Raw genomic sequence first — 23,524 nt, 5'->3', positions numbered from 1 at the left:
ATTTAATTTATAAACAATGAAAAATTTGAATAGTTTTTTAATATTCTTTACATCTAAAATTCGACAAATATGATAAAATTAAAAATAGCTCTTTAATGGAGGAATGCGGTGTGACAACAATTACGAAAAGTGTAACAGATATTTTAAACGGTACCATTCATGCAGTTAAAACTATTTTGCCGTTAGAAATTACTGTAGATAAACCATCCTTATTTACACAACCTTTCACGCAGCATTCTATTGGTGTCTTAATCGGGATGACAGGCGATGTAAGAGGCCGAATAATAATTGATGGCGATTCATTTGTTTTTGGCAAGATTGGCGAGGCAATGTTTGGGATGGCTCTTGAGGGAGAAATGCTGGAATCATTTTCAGGGGAACTAGGAAATATGATCGCTGGCAATCTTTCGACTTTTATTTCTGATAAAGGATTTGAAATGGATATTACCCCACCAACCGTACTAGTTGGGGGTGCAAAGGTATATGGATTTTCTAAAGCCTTAAAATTACCAATTCAAATTCAAAATGTTGGGGATTTAATGGTTGTTCTTATGATAGAAGGAAGTTAAAACGGTACATAACAGTACCGTTTTTTTATTTCTAAAAAACACACCGGATTACTCCGGTGCTGAATGACTATTCGAATTATTTTGCTTATGCACTTCAATAACTAATTTATTTTTCGCCATTGTACCGCATACAGTACATTTTTCTTCTTCATTATATAATACCCTGCAGTTATCACAATAATATTTCTCCATCATTTTCTACACACATCCTAATATGAGAACTATAAGCTATCATATTACTCCTTTGAAGAAGGTGTGAAGAATATTTTCATACCAATTGATTTTTTCCTTTAAGGAAACTTATTAATAATTTTTAAGCTATACTTTTTTTCAAAACCCATTATAAAAACTAAAAGGTACAAAGATACATTTAAATATGGCAAAAGCATGGTATTATTTAATGGAAAAATATAGATAACTAGTAAAATATAGTTAGAGGGAGCAGAAAAATGAACGAAAATAAAAATAAAGAAAAAGATTTATATATAAACGATAATGATCAATATCCCAAATTTTTAACTATGGTTAAACACCATTTTAACTCGAAGATAAAAAATGGATCAAAAATTTTTACAACAGATGCAGCTGGATTATATGAAACTTACATAAACAACATACTAATAGAAGCTCAACAGCATTATTCTTGCAGTGCATGCAAAGGATTTATAGAAAAATTCGGTAATTTAGCTACTATTTCAATAGACGGGAAAATTGCATCTATAATTTGGGATGAAAATGCAGTGCCGGAATTCTTTAAGAAGTCTGTCAAGGCAATGAAGGAACTTGTTGAAAAAGCAAATGTTAATGGCATCTTTATTTCTGATACACATACATTAGGGCGTCCAGTTACAAATGAATGGCACCATCTTTCTGTAGATTTGCCTAATGAACTAATAAATCATTCTAGGTTACAAACTGCAGGGCAAGCTAGAGCTGAAAAATTGGAAGAATATAGAATGCTTTCTAACGCCCTTCAAGAGTATTCAATAGGAACCGTTGAAAAAGCATTAACACTTCTACAATCAGAATCATTATATCGTTCAGAGAGGATTTTAGGAGTGGCAAAGTGGCTAAAAGAACTGCATGATACACTAAATACCCTAAGCCATTCAACTCAGAAAGCCAATATCAAATGGTTAGCCGTCGGTTCTGCACCTGCAGGTTTTACCCATGTAAAAAGTTCTATAATTGGAACATTGTTGGATGATATCGTTTCTGGAATGGCAATTGAATCTGTTGCTCGAAGATTTGAAGAAAAGATGAATCCATCAAACTATATGCGATCACAAGCAGCTCCAACTCAAGGCAGCATAGAGCAGGCAGAGAAGGTCATTGAAAAATTAGGAATTGCCAATTCCCTACAAAGAAGATATGCAAATTATGAAGAAATATATTCGTTTTTATGGGAAAACCGTACGATACAAAATTCATCAGAACAAAAGTCTGGAGTATTTGGTCATCTAATTCCTAGAGAAAAAACGACAGCGAGAAAAATGGATCTGCCAAGTACAGTTATGACATGGGAAAAATTCCAAAGAACGATCTTACCATCCGCCGAAAATATAGAAGCTTTGATAGATAATCCTAGCAGATTAATGGCTTTAGTTACTGCATCTGATGATACATCTGAAAATATTTTACAATGGGATAATCCATTTAGCTGGTACTATCATGGCGGGATTGATGGAGAAATCAAAAGAAGGGTTGAACGTGCAGGAGGAAGGTATGAGAACAATGAAATTAGATGCTCTTTAATCTGGGAAGGTTATACTGATTTGGATTTACATTGCATTACTCCAAGGGCGCAGCATATTTATTATGGGGAGAAACAAGATAAAATTGGCGGATGGCTAGATATTGATATGAATGGTGGATCACATAGGGATTCCTCACCTGTTGAAAATATTAGATGGATTCAGAATGCACCAGAAGGGCATTACAGATTTTATGTTCACAACTATTGTGAAAGAGGAAATGGATATACACCGTATAAGGTTGAGTTAGAAGTAAACGGAAAAGTCTACATTTACAATGGTGTTGCCGGAGCAGATGGATATCAAGCAGATGTATTTGTCTTCAACTATGTTAAAGGACAGCATCCTACTATCATTAGTCATTCTTACTCCTCTGACGACTCATGGAGTGTTTCCGCAAATACTTTTGTCAAGGTAAATGGGATAACTAATTCACCTAATTTATGGGGAGAAAATCCCGTTCCTCAATCTGGAACTCATATTTTTTTCTTGTTAGATGGAGTGAAAGATCTGTCAGAAGGGAAAGGTCGAGGATTTTTTAACGAAACATTAAAATCCGAACTTCGTGAAATAAGAAGAACTTTAGAAGCATATACAGCTAATACCCCTATTGAAGAGGCTGAAAAGGCAACTGCTTGTGGAGTAGGCTATTCTAAAGACATTGAGTGGAATTTAACCTTGAAGGTAACTTCAAATGACACTACTAGAATGATTAAAATCGATAGATGGGATTAAAAATAAAAATCCTATTTACATCTGTATTCCAATTTTTATTAATCTTTTTAGCACACTTTTCCTAAGAAACGATTGCGCCCTTTTGCAACTGCAATACGTCCATTGTAAAAAAACCAGCTAATCGTTTGATCAGCTGGTTTTTTTGGAAGAAATAAATCTGAAACCTATTCGCAAAGCCACATTAAAACTAAAAGTACTTTAAGAAGCTTTCGGCTCTTCAATGATTTCAGGCTTTTTTTGTTTTATTTTCAATTCATTAAATAAGATATTAAGCATGATAGCAGTCAAGCTTCCTGCAACGATTCCATTCTCTGTTAAAATCCGAATGTTTTCTGGCAGCTGCGAAAATAACCCAGGTACAACAGAAACTCCGAGTCCCATCCCGACAGAACAAGCAATAATTAATAAATTTTCCTGTGAAGCAAATTCTACCTTACTCAGCATTTTAATCCCAGAAGCAACAACCATCCCAAACATTGCGATCATTGCTCCGCCTAGAACAGATGGAGGGATAACAGTAGTGAGTGCACCAATTTTCGGAACAAACCCAAGCAAAATTAGCATCCCAGCAGCAGTATAAATGACATTGTTCGTTCTTACACCTGAGATTTGGATAAGACCAACGTTTTGTGAATAAGTTGTATAGGGGAATGAGTTGAATATCCCGCCAATAATACTCGCTAAACCTTCCGCACGATAGCCTTTAACTAGATCTTTTTCTTCAATTTTCTTCCCGCAAATATCCCCTAGTGCAAAATAAACTCCAGAAGACTCAACTAAGCTTACCATAGCAACAAGAATCATTGTAATGATTGGGGTAAATTCGAAAGTAGGCATTCCGAAATAAAATGGCTGTGCCACATGTAACCACGAAGCATCCACAACAGCACTAAAATCAACCTTCCCCATAAAGAAGGCAACAATTGTTCCAGCAATTAATCCAATTAAAATCGAAATAGACCGAATAAAACCTTTCGAAAAACGGAAAAGGAGAACAATAAATACTAACGTGCCAAACGCAAGTCCAATATTGGACAATGAGCCAAAGTCTGGGCTGCCTTGACCGCCAGCCATATTGTTCATAGCAACTGGAACAAGAGTAATCCCGATAATTGTAACAACAGAACCTGTTACAACTGGAGGGAAAAATCGAACAAGCTTGCCAAAGTATTTACCTATTAAAACGACAAATATGCCTGAAACAATAATGGCTCCATAAATCGCTGATATCCCATATGAATTGCCAATCGCAATAATTGGAGCTACTGCAGTAAACGTACAGCCGAGAACAATCGGAAGACCGATGCCGAAATATTTATTTCTCCAAACTTGCAGGATAGTTGCCAATCCGCTTGTCATAATATCGATTGATACTAAGTATGTCAGCTGCTCTCCTGTTAATCCAAGTGCTCCCCCGATAATTAACGGAACGATTACAGCACCTGCATACATAGCTAGTACATGCTGGATCCCTAATGAAGCAATTTTAAACGGGTGCTGTTTCATCTTACTGCCTCCTCTGTTTTATCCGATGTAAATCTCACTTTTCCTTCATCTAATGAATGAATGGTTGCTAGTGATTCAACTCTGTAGCCTTGTTCCCGAAGAAGCTTGCCGCCAGATTGGAAGCCTTTCTCAATGACGATCCCAATTCCAGCAATTTCAGCATTTGCCTGCTTAACAATATCTGCTAATCCTATCGCAGCCTGCCCGTTCGCAAGAAAGTCATCAATAATAAGAACTCTGTCATCCTCATTTAAATATTTTTTCGAAACGGATATATCATTTGATTCCTGTTTTGTAAATGAATAAACTTTTGCCGTTAATAAATCATTCACTAGTGTCAGTGATTTCTTTTTACGAGCAAAGATAACCGGAATGCCTAATTGTAAACCTGCCATAACAGATGGAGCAATCCCAGAAGACTCGATTGTTACAATCTTTGTAATCCCATCTTCCTTAAAGCGGTCTGCAAATTCCTTACCGATCTCAAACATTAGTTGAGGGTTAATTTGATGATTTAGAAAGGAATCCACTTTTAATACTGAATCTGACAGTACAATTCCTTCCTCTTTGATCGTTTTAATAAGTAAATCCATGTTGTTTGTTCCTCCTCTAATGATTCCTTCAGGTTATAGAAACTAAAAAAGCCTGAGGGACATTGCATTCACATCATAAAAATGAGTGAAGCAATGACCTTCAGGCTTTACAGAGTAAAGTGAATGGCAAGAAAGAGACAAACCATCTCTATCCATTGCTCACTCATAGTCAAGTTATTTACGGTAACTCGGTAGAAACTTGCAGGCCATATCCCCGCGATTATATGAGTGAAAGACTATTAAATTAATAAAGTTATTATACCATCCTTTTATAAAAAATCAATAGTTTCACAAAAAACAAAACGAACTATATTAAGATCAGAACCACAAATGTTCGTGTTTTTTAAACTATCCAAAAACAAGGGTTGTTCGTTGATTTCACGAAATATTCTGTTCGTTTAATCATCTTGTCAAGATACCATAAAAAGCTTCACAATTTCTTCACATTTATCACACCCAAGACGTGATATTTATCACTGAAAAATCAATTTTTCACTATTAGTATAGTAATTAAGTTAGGAATGAACATTTTGTGAAATCCCAATAACGGTGTAGATTCTTAGCGATTGTCTTGTATTATGAAACTGTAATCATTTACTTTTTTCAAATTTTCGAAGGGAGTGAAGGGAAATGGCGAAAACAGAACTCGATAGTAAGAAAGAAACGAAAATTGAAGCAGAGGATAGCTCTTCTCTAAAGGGTACGGCAGCATCAGTCGCCATATTAGGAGCGTTCCTAGTAGTTTCATGGGTAGCAGTTTACTTTTTATTCTTAAGCCGTTTTTAGTTTTAATATCATTGAGAGGAGAAAAAAGCCATGCATATGCATAAGTTTGAGAAAATTTGGCTCATTTTTGGAGTAGCCATGCTGATTGTATTTCTTACAGTTATTGGTGTTAGTGCATTCTACCTTGGCAATCAGCCCCCAAGCTGTCTAGCAACCATTGACCCTGTGAAAGTAGATACAACAGCACCATTTAACGAGCCAGGACTTAAAAAAGTTGAAGGTAAAGAATGGGATTATGAATTAGTTTTTGTCGCTTCCGCATTTTCTTACAGTCCAGGAGCGGTTGAAGTACCGCTAGGAGCAAAAGTGAAAATCATCGCGACTACGAAGGATGTCATACACGGATTTGAAGTAGCAGGAACAAACATAAATATGATGCTCGAACCTGGTTATATAAGTGAACATATTACAACATTTGATAAAACAGGTGAATACTTAATTCTTTGTAATGAATATTGTGGTGTTGGACACCATATGATGACTTCAAAAATTGAGGTGGTTGAATAATGCTTAAAGATAAACTAAAAGTTGACCGCCGAGATGGCAAATTATCAATGGCCCATTTTTATGTGGCATTTATCGCTTTAGCAATTGGCGGACTTGCAGGTTTACTACAAGTTCTAGTACGTTCTGGTAAATTTGAATTACCGGCAGGCATTGGGTACTACCAAATTTTAACTGTTCACGGTGTTGTTTTAGGCCTTGTACTTACTACTTTCTTTATTATGGGTTTTCAAATTGCCGCTGTAAGCAGAACTTCAGGAACACTTACCAACCGTCAGCGCATGTTTGGCTGGATTGGTTTTGCGGTAATGACAATTGGTACAATCATGGCTGCTACCATGATTCTATTAAATGAAGCATCTGTCCTTTACACTTTTTATGCACCATTACAAGCACATGCTCTCTATTATATTGGACTGACACTCGTAATTGTTGGTAGCTGGATTGATGGTGCAGTTATCATTATGAAATATATTGAATGGAGAAAGAAAAATCCAGGTCAAGCAAGCCCACTTTTAACATACATGTCACTTATTAATACTTTGATGTGGATCGTTTGTACAATTGGTGTGGCAGCTACTGTTCTATTACAATTATTGCCTTGGTCTTTAGGTTTAGTAGAAACTGTAAATGTTGGAGTGAGCCGGACATTATTCTGGTATTTCGGTCACCCACTAGTATACTTCTGGTTATTACCTGCATATATGGCATGGTATGTTATCATTCCTAAAATTATTGGCGGAAAAATTTTCTCAGATTCATTAGCACGTTTATCATTTGTCCTATTTTTATTTTTCTCAATTCCAGTTGGGATCCATCACCAATTATTAGAACCAGGTATTGATCCGGCTTGGAAATTTTTACAAACCATATTAACATTCTTAGTAGTTATTCCTTCATTAATGACCGCTTTCTCATTGTTTGCAACATTCGAAAGCTATGGCCGTTCTAAAGGAGCAAAAGGATTGTTTGGATGGGTTAAAAAGCTTCCTTGGGGCGATGCACGATTTGTTGTACCATTCATTGGTATGCTGTCATTCATCCCAGCTGGTGCAGGTGGAATTATTAATGCTTCCTTCCAAATGAACCAAGTTGTTCATAACACGATATGGGTTACAGGCCACTTCCATTTAACTGTTGCAACAGCAGTAGTATTAACATTCTTTGGTATTGCTTACTGGCTAATTCCACATTTAACTGGACGTGTACTAACAAAGAAAATGAATAAGCTAGCCATTATTCAAGGTGTTACATGGACAGTCGGGATGACATTCATGTCTGGAGCTATGCACGCGGCTGGTTTACTAGGTGCACCACGTCGTTCTGCTTTCTCAGAATACGGCGGTTCAGCACAAGCTGCTGAATGGATCCCATATCAAATTGCCCAAGCAGTTGGCGGATCAATTCTATTTATTGGTATTATTCTTATGCTTTACATCTTTATCAACCTTGCATTCTTTGCTCCTAAAGGAGAACAAGACTTCCCTGTTGGTGAATCAATGACAGGCGAAAAAGTACCAATGGTATTTGAAAACATGAAATTATGGCTTGGTATTACCGTTCTATTAATCTTGTTTGCTTATACCGTTCCATTTATTGATTTAATACAAAATGCTCCTCCGGGATCAAAAGGTTTTAAACTTTGGTAAACTGGAAACACTCCGATCAATGGACCGGAGTGTTTTTTATTGTGCCAAATCCGTATTTCCGCTTGTATTCATGCTCTTTTTCCGGAAAGAGATATTGACGATTAATACGGATCCTAGAATGCATAATGCGCCAATGATTTGATAAACCCCAAGCTTTTCCCCATAAAGAAATACTCCTAAAAATGTTGCAACAACCGGTTCTACTGTGGCAATAATAGCTGCTTTGCTTCCCTCTGTTTTCTCAAGTCCCCATGTATATAAGAAATAAGCTAATACAGTTGGAATCAGCCCTAAGCCAATGCTATACAGTAAAACATTCATATCCATTAATATGTCAAGCTTAGTCCAAAGCCTAGTTACAGGAATGAGTGCAATTGCTGCAATAAGAAATGTATATAGTGTAATTGTAAATGGCTGGTATTTTTCGAGAGCAAACTTCCCAAATATCGTGTATAAAGCATATCCTAGTCCTGAACCTAATCCGGTGATAATTCCGATAAAAGTAATATTGCTGTCTCCCATTGTTATCCCTGCAATTAAAACACAGCCTAAAATGGTCCCTGCCACTGCTGCAATCTTCTTTATAGTTAAGCTTTCTTTTAGAAAAATAAAGGAAAGGATTGTCACAAAGGCAGGAGAAGTATATAGAAGAATCACGGCAACAGAAATATTCATTTGACTAATAGTTGTAAAATAACAAAAGTTAAAAAAGACAATACTCAGGATTCCTGTCCCAATAAACAGCCTGACATCTTTCACTTGCTTAAGTTTCATTTCTTTTTGGTAGCGGATAAAACCTATAATCAGAAGAAAAACAGCAGCAAAGATAACCCGAATTGCCACAATTTCCATCGCTGTAAAGTCATATGCTCCTAACCCTTTAACAAAGAACGCGATCATCCCCCAAAGGCTAGCTCCAGATGCAATCATGATATAAGGTAACATTTTCTTCAAGGCATTCTCTCCATATATGATGGAAGAGGATGACAGACGTCATCCCCTTCATCGTTGTTAGTTTATTTGATACACATTGCTATATTTTTCATATAAATAATCAATTAAATAATTCGCATTTAACTCTTCACCGGTAACATCCTTTAAAATATCAAGCGGTTTTTTCATCTTGCCATATTTATGAATATGTTCAGTAAACCATTCTTTAATTGGCAGCAGATTTCCTTCTTCTAAAAGATGATCATAGTTTGGAATGTCATTCAGCATGGTATTCTTCAGCTGCGCCGCATACATATACCCTAATGCATAGGAAGGGAAATACCCGAAGCTTCCGCCTGACCAGTGAACATCCTGCAGAACCCCTTGCCCATCTTTTTCTGGCTTAACACCTAAGTATTGCTCATATTTCTTATTCCAAATTTCAGGCAGATCCTTCACTTCTATTTCATCGTTAAACAGCCCTTTTTCAATTTCATAGCGAATAATAATATGAAGTGGATAGGTTAATTCATCTGCTTCAATCCGAATGAGTGAAGGTTTTGATTCATTGATTGCCCTGTAAAAATCATCTAAGCTGACTTCATCGAACTGTCCTTCAGAATACTCTTTTAATAAAGCGTAATTCTTTTTCCAGAAAGAATAATTACGTCCAACGAAGTTTTCATAGAATAGAGATTGAGATTCATGAATCCCCATAGAGGTTCCGCTGCATAAAGGTGTACCGATTAAATCTGCAGAAATATTCTGTTCATATAGCGCATGACCGCCCTCATGGATTGTTCCGAATACTGCTGTCCTAAAGTCTTTTTCGTCATATTTAGTTGTTACACGAACATCCCCAGGATTCAACCCTGTCGCAAATGGATGAACAGTTTCATCAAGGCGGCCAGCATTAAAATTATAGCCCATTTGTTTAAGAACTTCTAAACTAAAGTCGCGCTGCTTTCCCTTTGGAAAATGTTTAAACAAAAAGCTTGTTTCTAATTTATGCTCCGATTGTGAAATGCTTTGTACAAGCGGGACGATTTTTTCTCTTAACTTGCCGAACACCTGATCAAGCACTTCCACTGTTACACCAGGTTCAAACATGTCCAATAATGTATTATATTTATTCCCTTCATAACCCCAATACTGAATAAAACGCTTAGTCATTGCAACAAGCTTCTCAAGGTACGGGCGAAACATGTCAAAATCCGATTTTTCCTTTGCTTCTTCCCAGACACTTTCTGCCTTTGACTGAAGAATCACATATTCCTTATACTCTTCAGCAGGAATCTTTTTATTGAGGTCGTATTCCTTTTTACATTCAATAAGTGTTTTCTTCGTTATTTCTGAGAGGATTGATTCATTGCCAGTTAATTCAGCTATGTACGAGGCCATCTCTTCTGATGTAGACATTTTAAAGACATCAGTAGATAACATACCAATAACTTCCGAGCGCTGTTCCACTCCTTGTTTTGGAGCACCTGTCCGTAAATCCCAATAAATTAATCCTAAGGCTTCTTTATATGCTTCCATCTTTTTCACGTAATCCAAAAATTCTTTTTCTACTAGTCTTACAGTCTCGTTCATTCGCTTTCCCCCTCTTAATCATTTGAACTCCTTTATATTATCACATTCTTTCGAAAAATGGAAAAAGACAACAGCGTAATCTGTTGTCTTCCTTTGTTCCATATAATAAATTAGATAATTATTTTTTTCCGATTGCTACTCTCCAAGTATCAGGACCTTCTTCAAGATATTCCCAAGTAAATTGATCTTCTCTTTCCATCATAAATTGGTATTGTAACGGTCTAGGGTCATGATCATTGATTAATTGCATACACTCACCTGATTGCAATGAATCAAACGCTTTAAAAATCGTTGGATGCTTTTCTCTTGGCGGATAATCAGGCGCGTTGACTGTTTGAGCAAATTCTTTCATTTTTCTTTCCCCCTAATTATTTATTAACAACCTCATTTTATATAATTAACAGGAATTAATTAGTGAGAGGGGTCACATTAATCCTATGATATTTTCCCCATAGCCAAAATTTCACTTCATTATGTACAATCATCGTTTTATTTTTTAGAAACAGTTATAATAGGAATAAGTAAATTTATATAATTAGGAAGAGATTAGTTTATATGAAACAATTTATATTAATTATCGTTTTAATTTCTTTTTTCGATATGTTCTCCCAATTGCCGATTATGAGCCCTTTTGCGAAAAGTTTAGGTGCATCACCTGCTTTCATTGGTTTAATTGTCGGAATGTACTCATTCTCAAATATGTTCGGTAATATATTGGCCGGTTATTGGATTGATAAGCAAGGGGGCAAAAAGGTTTTATTATTCGGCTTTTCTCTAACCGCTGCCATTTTGCTTCTTTATGCGGTTGTAACTACACCTGGTCAGCTAATGATAGTAAGATTCTTTCATGGATTATTTAGCGGATTTCTCGTACCCGCGGCCTTTACCGTTCTTGCAAATAGAGGAACAGAGAGTAAGCAGGGAAAATCCATGGCAATTTCAGGTGTTGCAGTCGGGATATCTGCTATTATCGGTCCAGCTTTTGGAGGAATAGTCGCATCCAAATACAATATTGAGTATGTATTTATTATCATTGCTTGTGTGATGCTCCTAATTGCTGTTTGTTCAGCATTCATTTTGCCAGCTCGGTCAGTTTCAAAGAACAAAAAGGATCAATCATCTTTCTATACACTATTTTCTATTTTAAAGACTCCTTTATTAGCCTTTAGCTTCATTGGTGCTTTTTCCCTAATGTTTGCTCAAGGTGTTTTAGCATATATGCTGCCATTACAAGTTGAAGCACTTAACTTTGGGACACATTTTAGCGGGATGCTGCTTAGTACATTTGGAATTACAGCCATATTAATTTTCGGGCTGCCGACAAATCGGTTGTTTGATAAATACCAGCACCATCATACGATGGTGCTTGGAATGATCATCATTGGCTTTGCTCTAATTCTATTAAGCAGAGCAGCTTCTCTTCCATTTCTATTCTTTTGTATGGTTTTATATGGAGCTGGCTTTGCCTTTTTGTTTCCATCTATATCTGCTATGCTCGTTGAACAAACGGATGAAGAAACAAGAGGAAAAGCTTTTGGATTGTTCTACGCATTTTTCTCTCTCGGGGTTGTTGCTGGATCTTCATTAACAGGTATTTTATCTGTTACCTTTAGTACAGGATTTATTATTGCAGCCTGTCTATTATTAGTTAACAGCATTTGGATATTCTTTTATTTCAAAAGAAAAACAGCTTTACATAATCGAATGGAGTGATCACTTTGAGAGAACTCGTAAGTAAATGCCACTTATGCGGGAAGGACCTCTATTGTATTGATGGTTTTTTTAATGGTATTCATACAGAGGAGCAGCAAACACTTTGTTTTGATTGCGCAGAGGAAAAGGAATCCACTTAAATGCGGGTTCTTTTTTTCTTTTTTTATTAGTTGAGAATGAGAATCAAAATATTTATTTTCTATGATTCAGGTCACTTATTTTCCGAAAATATCGTGCTACACTTGGTTTATATTAAGCTAGAAAATTGTAAGAAGGTGAACTAATTGAGAATTGAGGACATTGAAAAACGCCTCAAGGCAGTTCCTCTATTTAAAGATTTAGAGAAGGAGGAGCTTTCCCATATTGTAGATATCGCCCAAACCCGACTGTATAAGTATAAATTATATGTATTTATGCAGGGTGATCCGCTTGATCGCGTGTTTTTTATCCATTCAGGGAAAATAAAGATTTATAAAACTGATACATCTGGCAGAGAGCAAATTGTTTCCGTTCTAGAGGCAGGAGAAATGTTTCCCCACGCAGGTTTTTTTAGACAAGGGAATTATCCAGCACATGCGGAAGTAATTGAAGAAGCACAACTAATAACAATCCCAATCGATGATTTCGAAAAAATCCTTCTTACTAATCCATTGCTTTGTATCAAGCTATTCAAAGTATTGGGGGAAAAGATCGTTGATTTGCAAAATCGGCTGGAGGAACAAATTCTTCATAATACGTATGAGCAAATTATTATGCTTTTCTTAAGGCTTTGCAAAACGAATGGAATGAAATTAGATGATTTATATAAAATCACTACTCATTTCACCAATCGAGAACTAGCAAATATGATTGGAACTTCGAGGGAAACAGTGAGCAGAACAATCAGCCAATTAAAGAAAAAAGATTTCTTGTTAACAGACGAGGAAGGATTCTTTTTAGTTAATCGAGATGGTCTCAAGCAAGAAATTCTTTAATAATAAATTACACATTTAAAGGAGAGAGTATAAATGGAAAATAAAGTAATCGAGCTAGACGTTAGGGAAGATATAAAAAACAAATTAGAGCCATTTCAAAAGATTATGCAGGCAATAAACGGGCTTGAAAAAGGGGATGTATTTATCCTCCATGCTCCATTTAAGCCTGCTCCCCTATTTACTGTTTTAAAAGCAAAAGGGTTTGATCACGAAGCAGAAGAATTAGAGAAAAAACATTGGAAAGTCACTTTTACGAAAAGAGGGTAATTACTATGATTCTAGATAATCGGGGACTTGAACCGCCTCAGCCAATGATGAGGACGCTTGATGCACTGGAATCCTTATCCGCAGGTGAAACATTATCAATTATTAATGATCGAAGACCGATGTTTTTATATGAGCAATTAGATGAAAAAGGATATAAACATGTAACATCTGAACGGGAAGATGGAAGCTATTTAATAGAGATTACAAAATAAAAACTAATGCGGAAGTGCCTTGCTCAGCCTCAGGCATAGCATAAGACGAGCCTCACGGAAAGGTGTTCTCTACCTTTTTGGGAGGATTGGCTTATGACCTCGAGGGGGTAGGCGCTGGAGCTGGACGTAGAACATATTATTCAAAGATGCAAGCTACATTCACTTATAAATTTTCCTTTAAAAAGAAGGTGATGAAGATGGGTCCTTCAGCTTCAGGCAATGAAACAAATATTAAACTCCCATTTTCTTTTATTTTTGTCAGCATGGCCGCTTTGATGGCATCACAGATTTTACTTTTGTTTCAAGGCGATTTTTTAATGGATGGCCAATTCCGCGTTCCTGGCATCTGGTCAGCAGCTCATCTGTTCATTTTAGGCTGGGCGCTAATGATTGCAATGGGTGCTATGTATCAGCTCGTTCCCGTCGCTTTCCTGACTCCAATTTGGAATGAAACATTTGGCTTTATTCAATTTGGTGTGACTGCCATCGGGACTTTTGCATTTGCACATTTCTTGTTTCATGATCCACAAAACGCGCTCATCCCTGGAATCATCACATTAATTGGGATACTCATGTTCCTTTTTCAAATGTTTATGACCTTACGTAAACAAGCAAAGCCAAATATATTAACCTTATATGTTGGCAGCGCATTGGTTTGTCTGCTTCTTACGATTGCTCTAGGAATAACCATGCTATATAGCATGAAATCAGGAGCGGCAGCCAATCAATATTTCGCAATCTTTAAAAGCCATTTACTGCTTGGAACGGCTGGCTGGTTTACGATGCTAATTTTTGGCTTTTCATATAAAATGGTGCCAATGTTCTCGCTATCCCATGGATACAGCATGAAGCCTGCAAAATTTGTTTATCCGTTTTATGCTGGAGGATTACTAGTTGCAATTGTCTCCTTCTTTACAGAGTCAAACGCCGCTTTAACAACTGGTCTATTGCTGCAGCTCATTGGATTTTCCATATTTATTTATCATATTTCACTCATCCTAAAGAAAAGGGTTAAAAAGAAGCTGGACCGCTCGTTTACTTTTGCGCTGATCGCCATTTTAAGCGGCGGATTGATTCATTTGGCAGCTGTTATCACAGCTCTAACTGGTGTTTTTCCTAAAGCAATTGGTCCTTTACTAATGATGTATCTTTTCTTTTGGATAGCCTTTAGTATCATTGGCTACTTATATAAAATTGTCCCCTTCTTATGGTGGACAGCAAAATACAGCAAGGAAATTGGAAAAAAGGATGTTCCTGCACTTAAGGATATGGTTAATGATCGTGCATCCACACCTGTATTTGTATGTCTCGTAATCGGAATTATTGGTGTTGCTCTTTCTCTTTTCATCGGCAGCAAAGCAGTTTTCATATCTGGTCAGTTATTATTTACAATCGCATGCTTCTTATTCTGTTTTGCCATTGCTAAAGTAGTTACTAAATAGGAGGGTTAAACATGATGACATTAAAAGAAAAAGTACTAAGCAATTTAAAAAGAGTAATGGATCCTGAACTTAATATAAATGTAGTTGATTTAGGGTTAATTTATGATATCGAGTTTCCTGAAGAGGATTCTGTTTACGTGACAATGACATTAACAACGCCTGGATGCCCCTTGCATGACAGCATTACTAGCGGTGTAAGATACTGTCTAGAAGAGATGGAGGAAATTTCCAAGGTAGAGGTTAACCTCGTATGGGAGCCTGCCTGGTCTCCAGAAAAGATGACTCCAGATGGATTAAAGCAGATTGGACGTTAATAAAAAAATCCCCTCAAACGAGGGGATTTTCTTATTACACTTTTAATACAGTTGGCAGTACACTTTTAACTAATTCAATTACTTCTTGTTTTTCATTCTCATTTATTAGAATATGAACAGTTCCTTTATCCTCATGTGTACGAATTAACCGACCAATTCCTTGCCTTAATCGAAGAATCATGTATGGCAAATCCACTTCTTTGAAAGGCTCTTTTACACTTTCGCGTTTTGCTGTAAAAACCGGGTCATGCGGCGGAAAAGGCAATGCAAATAGAATGACATTTTCAAGTGATCTTCCGGGAATATCCAGCCCTTCCCATAGATGAACCGAGCAAAGGACAGAATGCTCATCATTTTGGAAACTTGACACCAATGTACTAATTTCAGCATCCCCTTCAAAATATAAAGAAAGGGTGGTCTTTCCGGTTATATACTTTTTAAAGCTTAGCAGTTCTTGTTTATTAGTAAACAATACTAATGCTCTGCCCTCAGATTGTTCAATTTGCCTATGGACATATTGCATTTTTGCATCGAGTTTGTTTTCAGAAAAACTCGGCATGGAAATGACCATATTCTCCTCATAATCAAATGGTGAGGCAACGGAAAAAGATAAGTAATTGTCTATCCCAAGGCTTTTTGCCATATAATCAAATGATTTATTCTCTGATAGAGTAGCTGAAGAGAAAACGAAAGGTTTCTTTTGCGAAAAGACTTCTTCCCTCATTATATCCTCAACCATTCGCGGCATTATGACGAGTGTTCTTTCCCCATCATGTTCCTCAAACCAGGTAATTCCTTTTAAATCCTTTAAGAAAAGCGAAAGTGAATAAGAAATCTGCTCCAAATATTCTTCAACAATTTTTAAATCATATTCATTAATTACATACATTTCACTTTCAAACACAAGCTCTTCTTCTAATGAACTTATTAGATCAAGCAGCCTTCTTCCTTGCTTCAAGACCTCTGCAGTTTTTTGAATGGTTCTTTTATCAGATCCTTCAGTAACAGAAGAGGCGTCCGTTAAAGCAGAAAAGAACCGTTCATTTTGAATAATTGCATCATCAATTATATTTAATGTCTTTTCCCTTACATAATTTTCCATTAATCTCGTTAAAAGTGTTTCAAGTGTTTGTTCAGTAAGTCTATATGTCAGTGCTTTTTGAGAAGCATATTCAAGCAAATGCCCTTCATCAAATACAACACAAGAACTATCTGGCAGCAATGGCAGCTGCCCTTCACGCTTTCTTGATTCCTTTGTCCAAATATGCTCCATGTAAAAATCATGGGAGCATATGATAATATCTTTGGCATTTCTATAGTAGTCCCGATTAAGTGTTTGTCCACAACGATGGCGCTTTTCACATGTGAAGCAATCCTGAAGCGGATCCCAAGCAATATTTCCCCATTTTTCATCAGGAAGTTCAGGAAATTCCTTGCGGTCACCATATTTTTCAAACACTTGCATGGAAGAACCAGAATGAACGAATTCTGGAAGTCTATCATAGATGGAATTATAGGCATCCATATCTTCTGTTGCAATAAGCCTGTCTAACTTATTTAAACACAAATATTGATCTCTTGATTTTGCAAGCCTTACATCAATCGTTAACCCTAATGCTTTTTCAAGCTTAGCAATATCTCCTTCTTTTTTCACAAGCTGCTCAATTAATGTTTCATCTGCACATGCAATAATCGCAGGCTTGTTTACATATCTAGCATAGGCAATACAATATAGTAAATAAACAAGTGTTTTCCCAGTTCCCACACCTGCTTCTGCAAAGATAACCTTCTTTTCTTTAAATGCCTTTTCCACCTGAAAAGCCATAAAAATTTGTTCATCACGTAATTCAAAGCCTGCTTCAGGCAATATATCGTAAAAAACATCGCCAATCCATTCACTTAATTTTTCAAAAAATGATTCACTTTTGGACAATGCAAATGGCATCCTGCTTTGCATAGTATCCCTCCGTTCTAGAGTTCGGAGGTTAGAGCTGCAATCTATGGTTGGGAAGATCCCCAACACTCCGAGTTCTCTACTTCTATCCGCTCTAGGAATTTAAATTTCTCAATGGTTATATAAACAAAAGACCAACAACCATTTTATCGCATATTGAGTCAGTGTCAAGTAATGTTTCTGGATAGTTAATAAATAGTGAAAGAGCGTGCTTTCTGCCCGCCCTCTTATCACTAGCTATATTAACTGTTATTGTGTACACGATTAAAAGAATAACTGCTGACTAGTTTTTAACTATCTTATCTATATATATAATGGACACCGGTACGCATATTTAAACTAGGATCATAATATCTGGAGGTTCATTTATGACAAAATTTTTACTTGATTTTGGAAAACCCCTTCCATTTTTTATTATAATAGACTTGGAACTTCAAAAAAAGAAAGGATGTTGACAATGATTTATAAACCTCGAATGGAATCTATTGAATTATTAATACTGAAAGCCTTAGATTCCCGAATATGTTTATCTTCCAAGGTTAAACAGCTCTATTTTAATCTAAAAAAAGGATATGAGGGCGAAATACTGTTTGATTCACTAACAGAACAGCTTCAATGTGAATGTTTGATCTTAAATGATCTGCTGCTCAAACAAAATAATACTCTCTTTCAAATTGATTCACTCATAATAATGTCTGATACTATTTATCTTTTCGAAGTGAAAAATTATGAAGGTAACTATTATTATGAATCAGATAAATTATATAAGATTCCAAAATCCGAAATAAATAACCCATTGATTCAATTAATAAGAAGTGAATCTTTACTGCGTCAGTTCCTTCATTCCCTTGGAATTACAATCCCCATTCATTCTTCTATCGTATATATCAATCCCGAATTCACCTTATACCAAACACCTCTCGACAAACCATTTATTTTACCAACACAAGTGAATAGCTTTTTGAAAAAACTAAATAAGAGCTCCACAAAGCTAAATGAAAAACATAACAGAATGGCTGATAAACTAATCCTTCATCATATTCAAGATCCTCCTTTTAATCAATTACCATCTTATAAATATGAGGAAATGCATAAGGGAATTACATGTGTTAATTGTACCTCCATTACAGTTTCTAATATGGGTAAAATATGTATTTGTCATAAATGCGGGTTCGAGGAAGCAGTTGAAGCTGCTGTGATGAGAAGTGTAGAAGAATATAAACTTCTTTTTCCTGAAAAAAAAGTTACTACAAATATCATTCATGAATGGTGTAAGGTAGTGAAGTCTAAAAAAAGAATAAGAAGGATTTTAAGTGAAAATTTCAAAATAATGGGGGTTCGTCAATGGACATATTATGAATGAAAAATACTTTCGGTTCTCTGGGGCATAGTTTCAGCCTTCTTTCATCTTTTGAAGCACCTTTTTTCGGTTCTCTGGCTTAGGTTTGGCCTTCATTCATCTTATGAAGCACCTTTTTTCGGTTCTCTGTCTTAGGTTCGGTCTTCATTCATCTTTTAAAGCACCTTTTTTCGGTTCTCTGGCTTAGGTTCGGTCTTCAACCATCTTATGAAGCACCTTTTTTCAGTTCTCTGGCTTAGGTTCGGTCTTCATCCATCTCATGAAGCACCTTTTTTGGTTCTCTGGCTTAGGTTCGGTCTTCATCCATCTTATGAAGCACCTTTTTTCGGTTCTCTGGCTTAGGTTCGGTCTTCATTCATCTATTGAAGTACTTTTTTTCAGTTCTCTGGTTCATATTTGACCTTCATTCATCTAAAAAAGGGTCCTATCCTCAGTTATCTGGCTCAATAATAGCATTTTTCCATCTTATGAAGGGCTTCTCTTCATTGCTCTTACTCGATTTTAGTATTCATCCTTCATACAGAATACTTTTTAAAAACTATGCGCCCCCGTTGATCCGTCCTTACGGGGACGCTTACTTAATACCGCATATTTTTATTTTCTATTTATGTAAGGATGAGAGTGAGTAGGACATTGCTTGATGGAGCTCATTTTGAGCATGTTGAAGCTGTTCGAGAGCCGTAGATGATAATACATTCTTATCTGCCTTTAGTGCTTCGATCGTATCAGTTAAAGATTGAGAGATTTTATTGAAATCAATTTTTGAATCATACATATTAAAGAGCCCTCCTGACCATTTTTGATATAAATATATCGTATTCATGATCAGGAGAAAATATGCTCATTATTTTATTCTTGGCGGACGCTTTCCCCAATACTGATAATAATCTGTGCGAATAAAGCCATTAAATAGCTTTCTCTTCTTAGTTGCAGGTTTTCCATAGTATTGTTCAAATTGTTCATTAGAAGTAAGAATATAAATAGACCATGTATCTAATGGTGCCAAGGCAGCACCCATTTCTGCATACATTTTTTGGACCGCATCCTTGTCTCCTAAACGTTCTCCATATGGCGGATTCCCTACAATCACGCCGTATTCCTTTGTTGTAGTGAAATCTCTCACCTGCATTTGCTTGAATTGAATTAAGTCACCAAGTCCCGCTTCAAATGCATTTTCTTCAGCGATTTTTACCATTCGGTGATCAATATCTGTCCCTGTAATATCTAATGGCTGGTCATAGCTGGCAAGATCTTCTGTTTCCATTCTCGCTTCTTCCCAAACCTTTTCAGGAACCCAATGCCACCCTTCGGAAACAAATTCACGATTGAAGCCAGGAGCAATATTTTGACCAATTAAAGCTGCTTCAATAGGTATTGTGCCAGAGCCGCAAAATGGATCAACAAACGGCTTGTCAGGTGTCCAATTTGTCAGCATAACTAGGGCTGCAGCAAGTGTTTCTTTTAATGGTGCTTCCCCTTGCCCCGCACGGTATCCCCGTTTATGGAGCCCGCTACCGCTGGCATCAATTGTTAATAAAGCAACATCCTTATGCAAGGCAACTTCGATTTTAAAAAGTGGACCGTTTTCATCAAACCATCCTGATTTCTTATAATGTTTTCTCATTCTTTCTACAATCGCTTTTTTAACAATTGCCTGACAGTCAGATACACTAAACAACTTGGATTTAACTGATTTTCCTGTAACAGGAAATTCTGCATCTTCAGGCAAGAAGTTTTCCCAAGGAAGTGCTTTTGTTTTTTCAAAAAGCTCATCAAATGTTGTTGCCTTAAATTCACCAATTTTTATTCGAATTCGGTCAGCTGTCCGCAGCCATAAGTTTGAGCGTGCAATTGCTGATGCATCACCCTTGTATGAGATCCTGCCGTTTTCAACTGAGCATTCATATCCAAGATCACGAACTTCCTTTGCTACTAAGGCTTCAAGCCCCATAGCTGATGTTGCTATTAAATCAAACATAATTTCACCCTTATATAAAATTGTTCCCATCCCAATTTTGCAATAATGCTAACAGCTTATGCTTTGGGAGTGGTTTTGTAATGTAATAACCTTGGATAAAGTCACACTTTTCCTTCTTCAACAGTTCATATTGCTTCTTATTTTCTACGCCTTCAGCAACCACTTTTAAATTCAGACGATTAGCCATCATAATGATTGCTTGAACAATCGAACGATTCTCTTTATACAAAGCAATCCCTTTAATAAAACTTTGGTCAATTTTTAGTGTATCAAGAGGAAAGCGACTTAAATAACTTAATGAGGAGTAACCAGTTCCAAAATCATCTATTGATAATTTTATACCAAGCTGCTTTAATTTAACAAGCTTATCTACGGTTTCTACTGCATTTGGCATAATCATGCTTTCAGTTAGCTCTAGTACAATATGTCGTGTACTAACATTTGTCCTTTGAAAAATCTCATTTAAAGACTTAACAAATCCGCCCTGATTAAAATGGAGTGCTGAAACATTAATATTCATTCTAATTTTTGCGCCGTTTAAATGGAAGCTATTTAGGTCTTCGCAAGCCTTCTGAATAATCCACTCACTTAATGGAACAATTAATCCTATTTCTTCCGCAAGAGGGATAAATTCTGATGGAGGAATGTCGCCTAGTTTTTTTTGTTTCCATCTAACAAGTGCTTCCACGCTTACTATCTCCAATGAATCTGTATTTACAATTGGGTGATAAACAAGGTATAATTCATTTCGTTCCAATGCCTTCCGTAAGTATGTCTCTAAAATCATTTGCCTTGATTCATGCTGATGCATTTCCTGATGGTATAGCTCATACTGGTTTTTCCCGCAAGATTTTGCATCATACATCGCTTTATCTGCATTCTTTAGCAAGGTATCCGTGTCGATTCCATCAAGCGGATACAGGCTAATACCGATACTTGCCGTGACGTACACTTCATGACTTTCCAGCAAAAATGATTTGGATAGAGACTCAATGATAAGTTCGGCGATATGAATAGCTTCTTTCGGGTGCTTCAGATTTGGTAAAACGATGACAAACTCATCTCCACCGAGACGGGCAATCATATCTTTATTTTTTATTAGACCTTTCAGCCTGGAGGATACTTGTTTTAAAAGTATGTCCCCATAGTTATGCCCTAACGTGTCATTCACTTGCTTAAATCGATCAAGGTCAAGAAACAGAATGGCCAGCTGCTGTTGATATTTTTCGGCCGTTTGCAATAATCCTTCTAATCGCTTATTCAAACTGTAGCGATTCGCAACTCCTGTCAACGAATCATAATGTGCTAAAAACCTAAGTTGTTTTTCTGCACATTTTTGATCTGATATATCACTAAATATCCCAACATAGTTTGTTACATCCCCACTATCGTCTTTAATGACGCTGATGGTTAACCATTCAGGATAGAGCTCATCGTTTTTACGCTTATTCCAAATCTCACCCTTCCATACACCTGTATCATATATTTGCTTCCACATGGATTGATAGAAATTTTCATCATGCACACCAGATTGAAGAATATTTGGATTATTGCCCATTACTTCTTCGGCATTATAGCCTGTGACAATTTCGAATGCTGGGTTAACTGAAATAATTCTGCCGCGGGCATCAGTAATCATTACTCCCTCACTCGTATTTTCAAATACTTTCATTGCTATCTTAATGATATTTAGTGAATCTCGTTGTTTAGTAAACTCCAACATAATCTATTCATCCTTATTCGCCTAACTTTATGAGCCTTTTAGGTTTCTTCTATTAGTACGTTTGATAAGTTATTCACATACTTTTATCATATATGTATTTATGCTTAAATACAAGAAAGCTCCCCTTAAAAAAGGAGAGCTTCATTCATGTTTCATAAATTATTCACTAATAACGTTCTGTAAGCCATGTTTTGTTCCTTTGTACTCCAAACGGCTGAAAGCCTCGTACTAAGGTGGTAATCATCTATCTACAGGTTAACTATCGTCACCTGTCCTTCTCCTTGTTCAGTTCCTCAGAGAAAGTGCCCCTACCATTATTTGGGTTTCTCGCTCGTGGGGTTTACCTCGTTCCACCCTTTTCATTTCTGAAAAGGCTCCGTCACTGTGGCACTTTCAAGGTAGTCATGCCATATCCAAAGGACTTAGGCATTTTCCCTGCCGTCAGTCCAGCTTATGCCAAACTGCCCTAGCTTATGAATTGGCTAGGCACGATCACTACGGGCATCTCAGCACCGTGCGAGCATGGACTTTCCTCTACAATGCAGCATAAAGCTCATTGCAGCGATTACCCGAACGTCATTAATGAGTACAAAAGATATTATATGCAACTTTCGATCAGATAGCAATGGTTTTTGACTTGTAAATATAGGAAACTCGATCAATCGTACAATTTGCTGCCAAAAACATGCTTTTCTAAATTTGAAAGCCGCTTTAAAATATCAAAGTTCGTCGTACCTGCTGTTTGCGATGTTGTTGGTCGCCTAGAAGCATCATCTAATTGTTTCTTTAATCTCAAGTTTTCCTGCTGCAAATCTTCAATTTCCTGATAGAACACTTCATAATCCTTAATAACTAAATCTAAAAATTTGTCAACATCCTCTGGTTTGTAGCCTCGCATGCCTGACTTAAATTCTTTCTCTAAAATATCTTTTGCCGTTAAATTAATTTTATCCGAATGCATGACA

The 23,524-nt window shown here is 36.5% G+C and carries 22 protein-coding genes, 1 other RNA gene and 1 riboswitch; of the genes, 12 read left to right on the top strand and 11 right to left on the bottom strand.

The features are described from left to right. Positions 1-95: 95 nt before the first annotated feature. Entirely contained in the window at positions 96-569 is a 474-nt protein-coding gene (locus C1726_RS20340; RefSeq protein WP_102274816.1) for a chemotaxis protein CheX, read from the top strand. Between the two features lie 449 nt (positions 570-1,018). Then, a complete protein-coding gene (locus tag C1726_RS20335; protein ID WP_102274815.1) occupies positions 1,019-3,058 on the top strand; it encodes a hypothetical protein in 2,040 nt (679 codons plus the stop codon). A 198-nt stretch (positions 3,059-3,256) separates the two neighbouring features. On the opposite strand, the gene C1726_RS20330 is transcribed toward C1726_RS20335, so the two are convergent. Further along, the gene (locus C1726_RS20330; RefSeq protein WP_102274814.1) at positions 3,257-4,564 is read right to left on the bottom strand and encodes a nucleobase:cation symporter-2 family protein; all 1,308 of its coding nucleotides are present in this window, start codon (positions 4,562-4,564) and stop codon (positions 3,257-3,259) included. Further along, positions 4,561-5,157, bottom strand: coding sequence for a xanthine phosphoribosyltransferase (locus tag C1726_RS20325; RefSeq protein ID WP_102274813.1), 597 nt, complete (start codon positions 5,155-5,157; stop codon positions 4,561-4,563). Before C1726_RS20325 ends, C1726_RS20330 begins: the two co-directional genes overlap by 4 nt. Before the next feature lie 146 nt (positions 5,158-5,303). Beyond that, a riboswitch (purine riboswitch) is annotated at positions 5,304-5,405 on the bottom strand. A 382-nt stretch (positions 5,406-5,787) separates the two neighbouring features. On the opposite strand from C1726_RS20325, the gene C1726_RS20320 reads away from it, so the two are divergent. The 3 genes from C1726_RS20320 to C1726_RS20310 are packed head-to-tail and all read left to right on the top strand — an operon-like array spanning position 5,788 to position 8,096. Beyond that, positions 5,788-5,943, top strand: coding sequence for a cytochrome c oxidase subunit 2A (locus C1726_RS20320; protein WP_102274812.1), 156 nt, complete (start codon positions 5,788-5,790; stop codon positions 5,941-5,943). Positions 5,944-5,973: 30 nt separating this feature from the next. Continuing rightward, the gene (locus C1726_RS20315; RefSeq protein WP_102274811.1) at positions 5,974-6,450 is read left to right on the top strand and encodes a cytochrome c oxidase subunit II; all 477 of its coding nucleotides are present in this window, start codon (positions 5,974-5,976) and stop codon (positions 6,448-6,450) included. Continuing rightward, the gene (locus C1726_RS20310; RefSeq protein WP_102274810.1) at positions 6,450-8,096 is read left to right on the top strand and encodes a b(o/a)3-type cytochrome-c oxidase subunit 1; all 1,647 of its coding nucleotides are present in this window, start codon (positions 6,450-6,452) and stop codon (positions 8,094-8,096) included. Before C1726_RS20315 ends, C1726_RS20310 begins: the two co-directional genes overlap by 1 nt. A 36-nt stretch (positions 8,097-8,132) precedes the next feature. On the opposite strand, the gene C1726_RS20305 is transcribed toward C1726_RS20310, so the two are convergent. From C1726_RS20305 to C1726_RS20295, 3 genes are all read right to left on the bottom strand, one after another. Further along, positions 8,133-9,041, bottom strand: coding sequence for a DMT family transporter (locus tag C1726_RS20305; RefSeq protein ID WP_407642077.1), 909 nt, complete (start codon positions 9,039-9,041; stop codon positions 8,133-8,135). Between the two features lie 66 nt (positions 9,042-9,107). Continuing rightward, positions 9,108-10,622 (bottom strand): carboxypeptidase M32, encoded by a 1,515-nt coding sequence (locus C1726_RS20300; protein ID WP_102274808.1) that lies wholly within the window; start codon positions 10,620-10,622, stop codon positions 9,108-9,110. Positions 10,623-10,740: 118 nt separating this feature from the next. Continuing rightward, positions 10,741-10,974, bottom strand: a complete 234-nt coding sequence (locus C1726_RS20295; RefSeq protein ID WP_057763941.1) for a DUF2249 domain-containing protein — start codon at positions 10,972-10,974, stop codon at positions 10,741-10,743. Between the two features lie 203 nt (positions 10,975-11,177). Between C1726_RS20295 and C1726_RS20290 the strand changes: the two genes are divergently transcribed. The 6 genes from C1726_RS20290 (at position 11,178) to C1726_RS20265 (ending at position 15,544) form a co-directional block, all read left to right on the top strand. Continuing rightward, positions 11,178-12,335, top strand: coding sequence for an MFS transporter (locus C1726_RS20290; protein WP_102274807.1), 1,158 nt, complete (start codon positions 11,178-11,180; stop codon positions 12,333-12,335). A gap of 284 nt (positions 12,336-12,619) precedes the next feature. Next, complete coding sequence (locus tag C1726_RS20285) at positions 12,620-13,309, top strand: Crp/Fnr family transcriptional regulator (RefSeq protein WP_053476747.1); 690 nt, start codon at positions 12,620-12,622, stop codon at positions 13,307-13,309. Between the two features lie 33 nt (positions 13,310-13,342). Beyond that, positions 13,343-13,576, top strand: a complete 234-nt coding sequence (locus tag C1726_RS20280) for a DUF2249 domain-containing protein (protein ID WP_102274806.1) — start codon at positions 13,343-13,345, stop codon at positions 13,574-13,576. A gap of 5 nt (positions 13,577-13,581) precedes the next feature. Then, positions 13,582-13,788, top strand: a complete 207-nt coding sequence (locus tag C1726_RS20275) for a DUF2249 domain-containing protein (RefSeq protein WP_102274805.1) — start codon at positions 13,582-13,584, stop codon at positions 13,786-13,788. A gap of 197 nt (positions 13,789-13,985) precedes the next feature. Then, positions 13,986-15,230 carry a hypothetical protein gene (locus C1726_RS20270; protein WP_102275876.1) on the top strand — a complete coding sequence of 415 codons (1,245 nt, stop codon included), beginning with the start codon at positions 13,986-13,988 and terminating at the stop codon, positions 15,228-15,230. A 14-nt stretch (positions 15,231-15,244) separates the two neighbouring features. Next, complete coding sequence (locus C1726_RS20265) at positions 15,245-15,544, top strand: metal-sulfur cluster assembly factor (protein WP_102275875.1); 300 nt, start codon at positions 15,245-15,247, stop codon at positions 15,542-15,544. A gap of 34 nt (positions 15,545-15,578) precedes the next feature. On the opposite strand, the gene C1726_RS20260 is transcribed toward C1726_RS20265, so the two are convergent. Continuing rightward, a complete protein-coding gene (locus tag C1726_RS20260) occupies positions 15,579-17,501 on the bottom strand; it encodes an ATP-dependent DNA helicase (protein WP_102274804.1) in 1,923 nt (640 codons plus the stop codon). 454 nt (positions 17,502-17,955) lie between these two features. Between C1726_RS20260 and C1726_RS20255 the strand changes: the two genes are divergently transcribed. After that, positions 17,956-18,861, top strand: a complete 906-nt coding sequence (locus tag C1726_RS20255; protein ID WP_102274803.1) for a nuclease-related domain-containing protein — start codon at positions 17,956-17,958, stop codon at positions 18,859-18,861. A 598-nt stretch (positions 18,862-19,459) separates the two neighbouring features. Here C1726_RS20255 and C1726_RS26305 read toward each other — a convergent pair. The 5 genes from C1726_RS26305 to gpsB all read right to left on the bottom strand — a co-directional run bounded on the left by C1726_RS26305 (position 19,460) and on the right by gpsB (position 23,520). Further along, positions 19,460-19,633, bottom strand: a complete 174-nt coding sequence (locus C1726_RS26305) for a hypothetical protein (protein WP_180968253.1) — start codon at positions 19,631-19,633, stop codon at positions 19,460-19,462. Positions 19,634-19,702: 69 nt separating this feature from the next. Beyond that, positions 19,703-20,836 (bottom strand): THUMP domain-containing class I SAM-dependent RNA methyltransferase, encoded by a 1,134-nt coding sequence (locus tag C1726_RS20250; RefSeq protein ID WP_102274802.1) that lies wholly within the window; start codon positions 20,834-20,836, stop codon positions 19,703-19,705. 10 nt (positions 20,837-20,846) lie between these two features. Then, positions 20,847-22,559: a putative bifunctional diguanylate cyclase/phosphodiesterase gene (locus C1726_RS20245; RefSeq protein ID WP_102274801.1), complete on the bottom strand. Its 1,713-nt coding sequence runs from the start codon at positions 22,557-22,559 to the stop codon at positions 20,847-20,849. 175 nt (positions 22,560-22,734) lie between these two features. Beyond that, positions 22,735-23,136: RNase P RNA component class B (rnpB, locus tag C1726_RS20240), an RNA gene on the bottom strand. A gap of 81 nt (positions 23,137-23,217) precedes the next feature. Then, positions 23,218-23,520, bottom strand: coding sequence for a cell division regulator GpsB (gene gpsB / locus C1726_RS20235; RefSeq protein WP_102274800.1), 303 nt, complete (start codon positions 23,518-23,520; stop codon positions 23,218-23,220). Positions 23,521-23,524 lie beyond the last annotated feature (4 nt).

It is taken from the genome of Cytobacillus massiliigabonensis (genome assembly GCF_900199725.1).
Taxonomy (GTDB): domain Bacteria; phylum Bacillota; class Bacilli; order Bacillales; family Cytobacillaceae; genus Cytobacillus; species Cytobacillus massiliigabonensis.
Note: the sequence above shows the minus strand (reverse complement) of the source record. Positions and strands in the feature narration are given on the sequence as shown.

What these genes read in the sequence shown, in the direction of transcription:
- C1726_RS20340 (WP_102274816.1), top strand. Translation starts at nt 96, where the DNA reads ATGGAGGAATGCGGTGTGACAACAATTACGAAAAGTGTAACAGATATT.
- C1726_RS20335 (WP_102274815.1), top strand. Translation starts at nt 1,019, where the DNA reads ATGAACGAAAATAAAAATAAAGAAAAAGATTTATATATAAACGATAAT.
- C1726_RS20330 (WP_102274814.1), bottom strand. Translation starts at nt 4,564, where the DNA reads ATGAAACAGCACCCGTTTAAAATTGCTTCATTAGGGATCCAGCATGTA.
- C1726_RS20325 (WP_102274813.1), bottom strand. Translation starts at nt 5,157, where the DNA reads ATGGATTTACTTATTAAAACGATCAAAGAGGAAGGAATTGTACTGTCA.
- C1726_RS20320 (WP_102274812.1), top strand. Translation starts at nt 5,788, where the DNA reads ATGGCGAAAACAGAACTCGATAGTAAGAAAGAAACGAAAATTGAAGCA.
- C1726_RS20315 (WP_102274811.1), top strand. Translation starts at nt 5,974, where the DNA reads ATGCATATGCATAAGTTTGAGAAAATTTGGCTCATTTTTGGAGTAGCC.
- C1726_RS20310 (WP_102274810.1), top strand. Translation starts at nt 6,450, where the DNA reads ATGCTTAAAGATAAACTAAAAGTTGACCGCCGAGATGGCAAATTATCA.
- C1726_RS20305 (WP_407642077.1), bottom strand. Translation starts at nt 9,041, where the DNA reads ATGTTACCTTATATCATGATTGCATCTGGAGCTAGCCTTTGGGGGATG.
- C1726_RS20300 (WP_102274808.1), bottom strand. Translation starts at nt 10,622, where the DNA reads ATGAACGAGACTGTAAGACTAGTAGAAAAAGAATTTTTGGATTACGTG.
- C1726_RS20295 (WP_057763941.1), bottom strand. Translation starts at nt 10,974, where the DNA reads ATGAAAGAATTTGCTCAAACAGTCAACGCGCCTGATTATCCGCCAAGA.
- C1726_RS20290 (WP_102274807.1), top strand. Translation starts at nt 11,178, where the DNA reads ATGAAACAATTTATATTAATTATCGTTTTAATTTCTTTTTTCGATATG.
- C1726_RS20280 (WP_102274806.1), top strand. Translation starts at nt 13,343, where the DNA reads ATGGAAAATAAAGTAATCGAGCTAGACGTTAGGGAAGATATAAAAAAC.
- C1726_RS20275 (WP_102274805.1), top strand. Translation starts at nt 13,582, where the DNA reads ATGATTCTAGATAATCGGGGACTTGAACCGCCTCAGCCAATGATGAGG.
- C1726_RS20270 (WP_102275876.1), top strand. Translation starts at nt 13,986, where the DNA reads ATGGGTCCTTCAGCTTCAGGCAATGAAACAAATATTAAACTCCCATTT.
- C1726_RS20265 (WP_102275875.1), top strand. Translation starts at nt 15,245, where the DNA reads ATGACATTAAAAGAAAAAGTACTAAGCAATTTAAAAAGAGTAATGGAT.
- C1726_RS20260 (WP_102274804.1), bottom strand. Translation starts at nt 17,501, where the DNA reads ATGCAAAGCAGGATGCCATTTGCATTGTCCAAAAGTGAATCATTTTTT.
- C1726_RS20255 (WP_102274803.1), top strand. Translation starts at nt 17,956, where the DNA reads ATGATTTATAAACCTCGAATGGAATCTATTGAATTATTAATACTGAAA.
- C1726_RS26305 (WP_180968253.1), bottom strand. Translation starts at nt 19,633, where the DNA reads ATGTATGATTCAAAAATTGATTTCAATAAAATCTCTCAATCTTTAACT.
- C1726_RS20250 (WP_102274802.1), bottom strand. Translation starts at nt 20,836, where the DNA reads ATGTTTGATTTAATAGCAACATCAGCTATGGGGCTTGAAGCCTTAGTA.
- C1726_RS20245 (WP_102274801.1), bottom strand. Translation starts at nt 22,559, where the DNA reads ATGTTGGAGTTTACTAAACAACGAGATTCACTAAATATCATTAAGATA.
- gpsB (WP_102274800.1), bottom strand. Translation starts at nt 23,520, where the DNA reads ATGCATTCGGATAAAATTAATTTAACGGCAAAAGATATTTTAGAGAAA.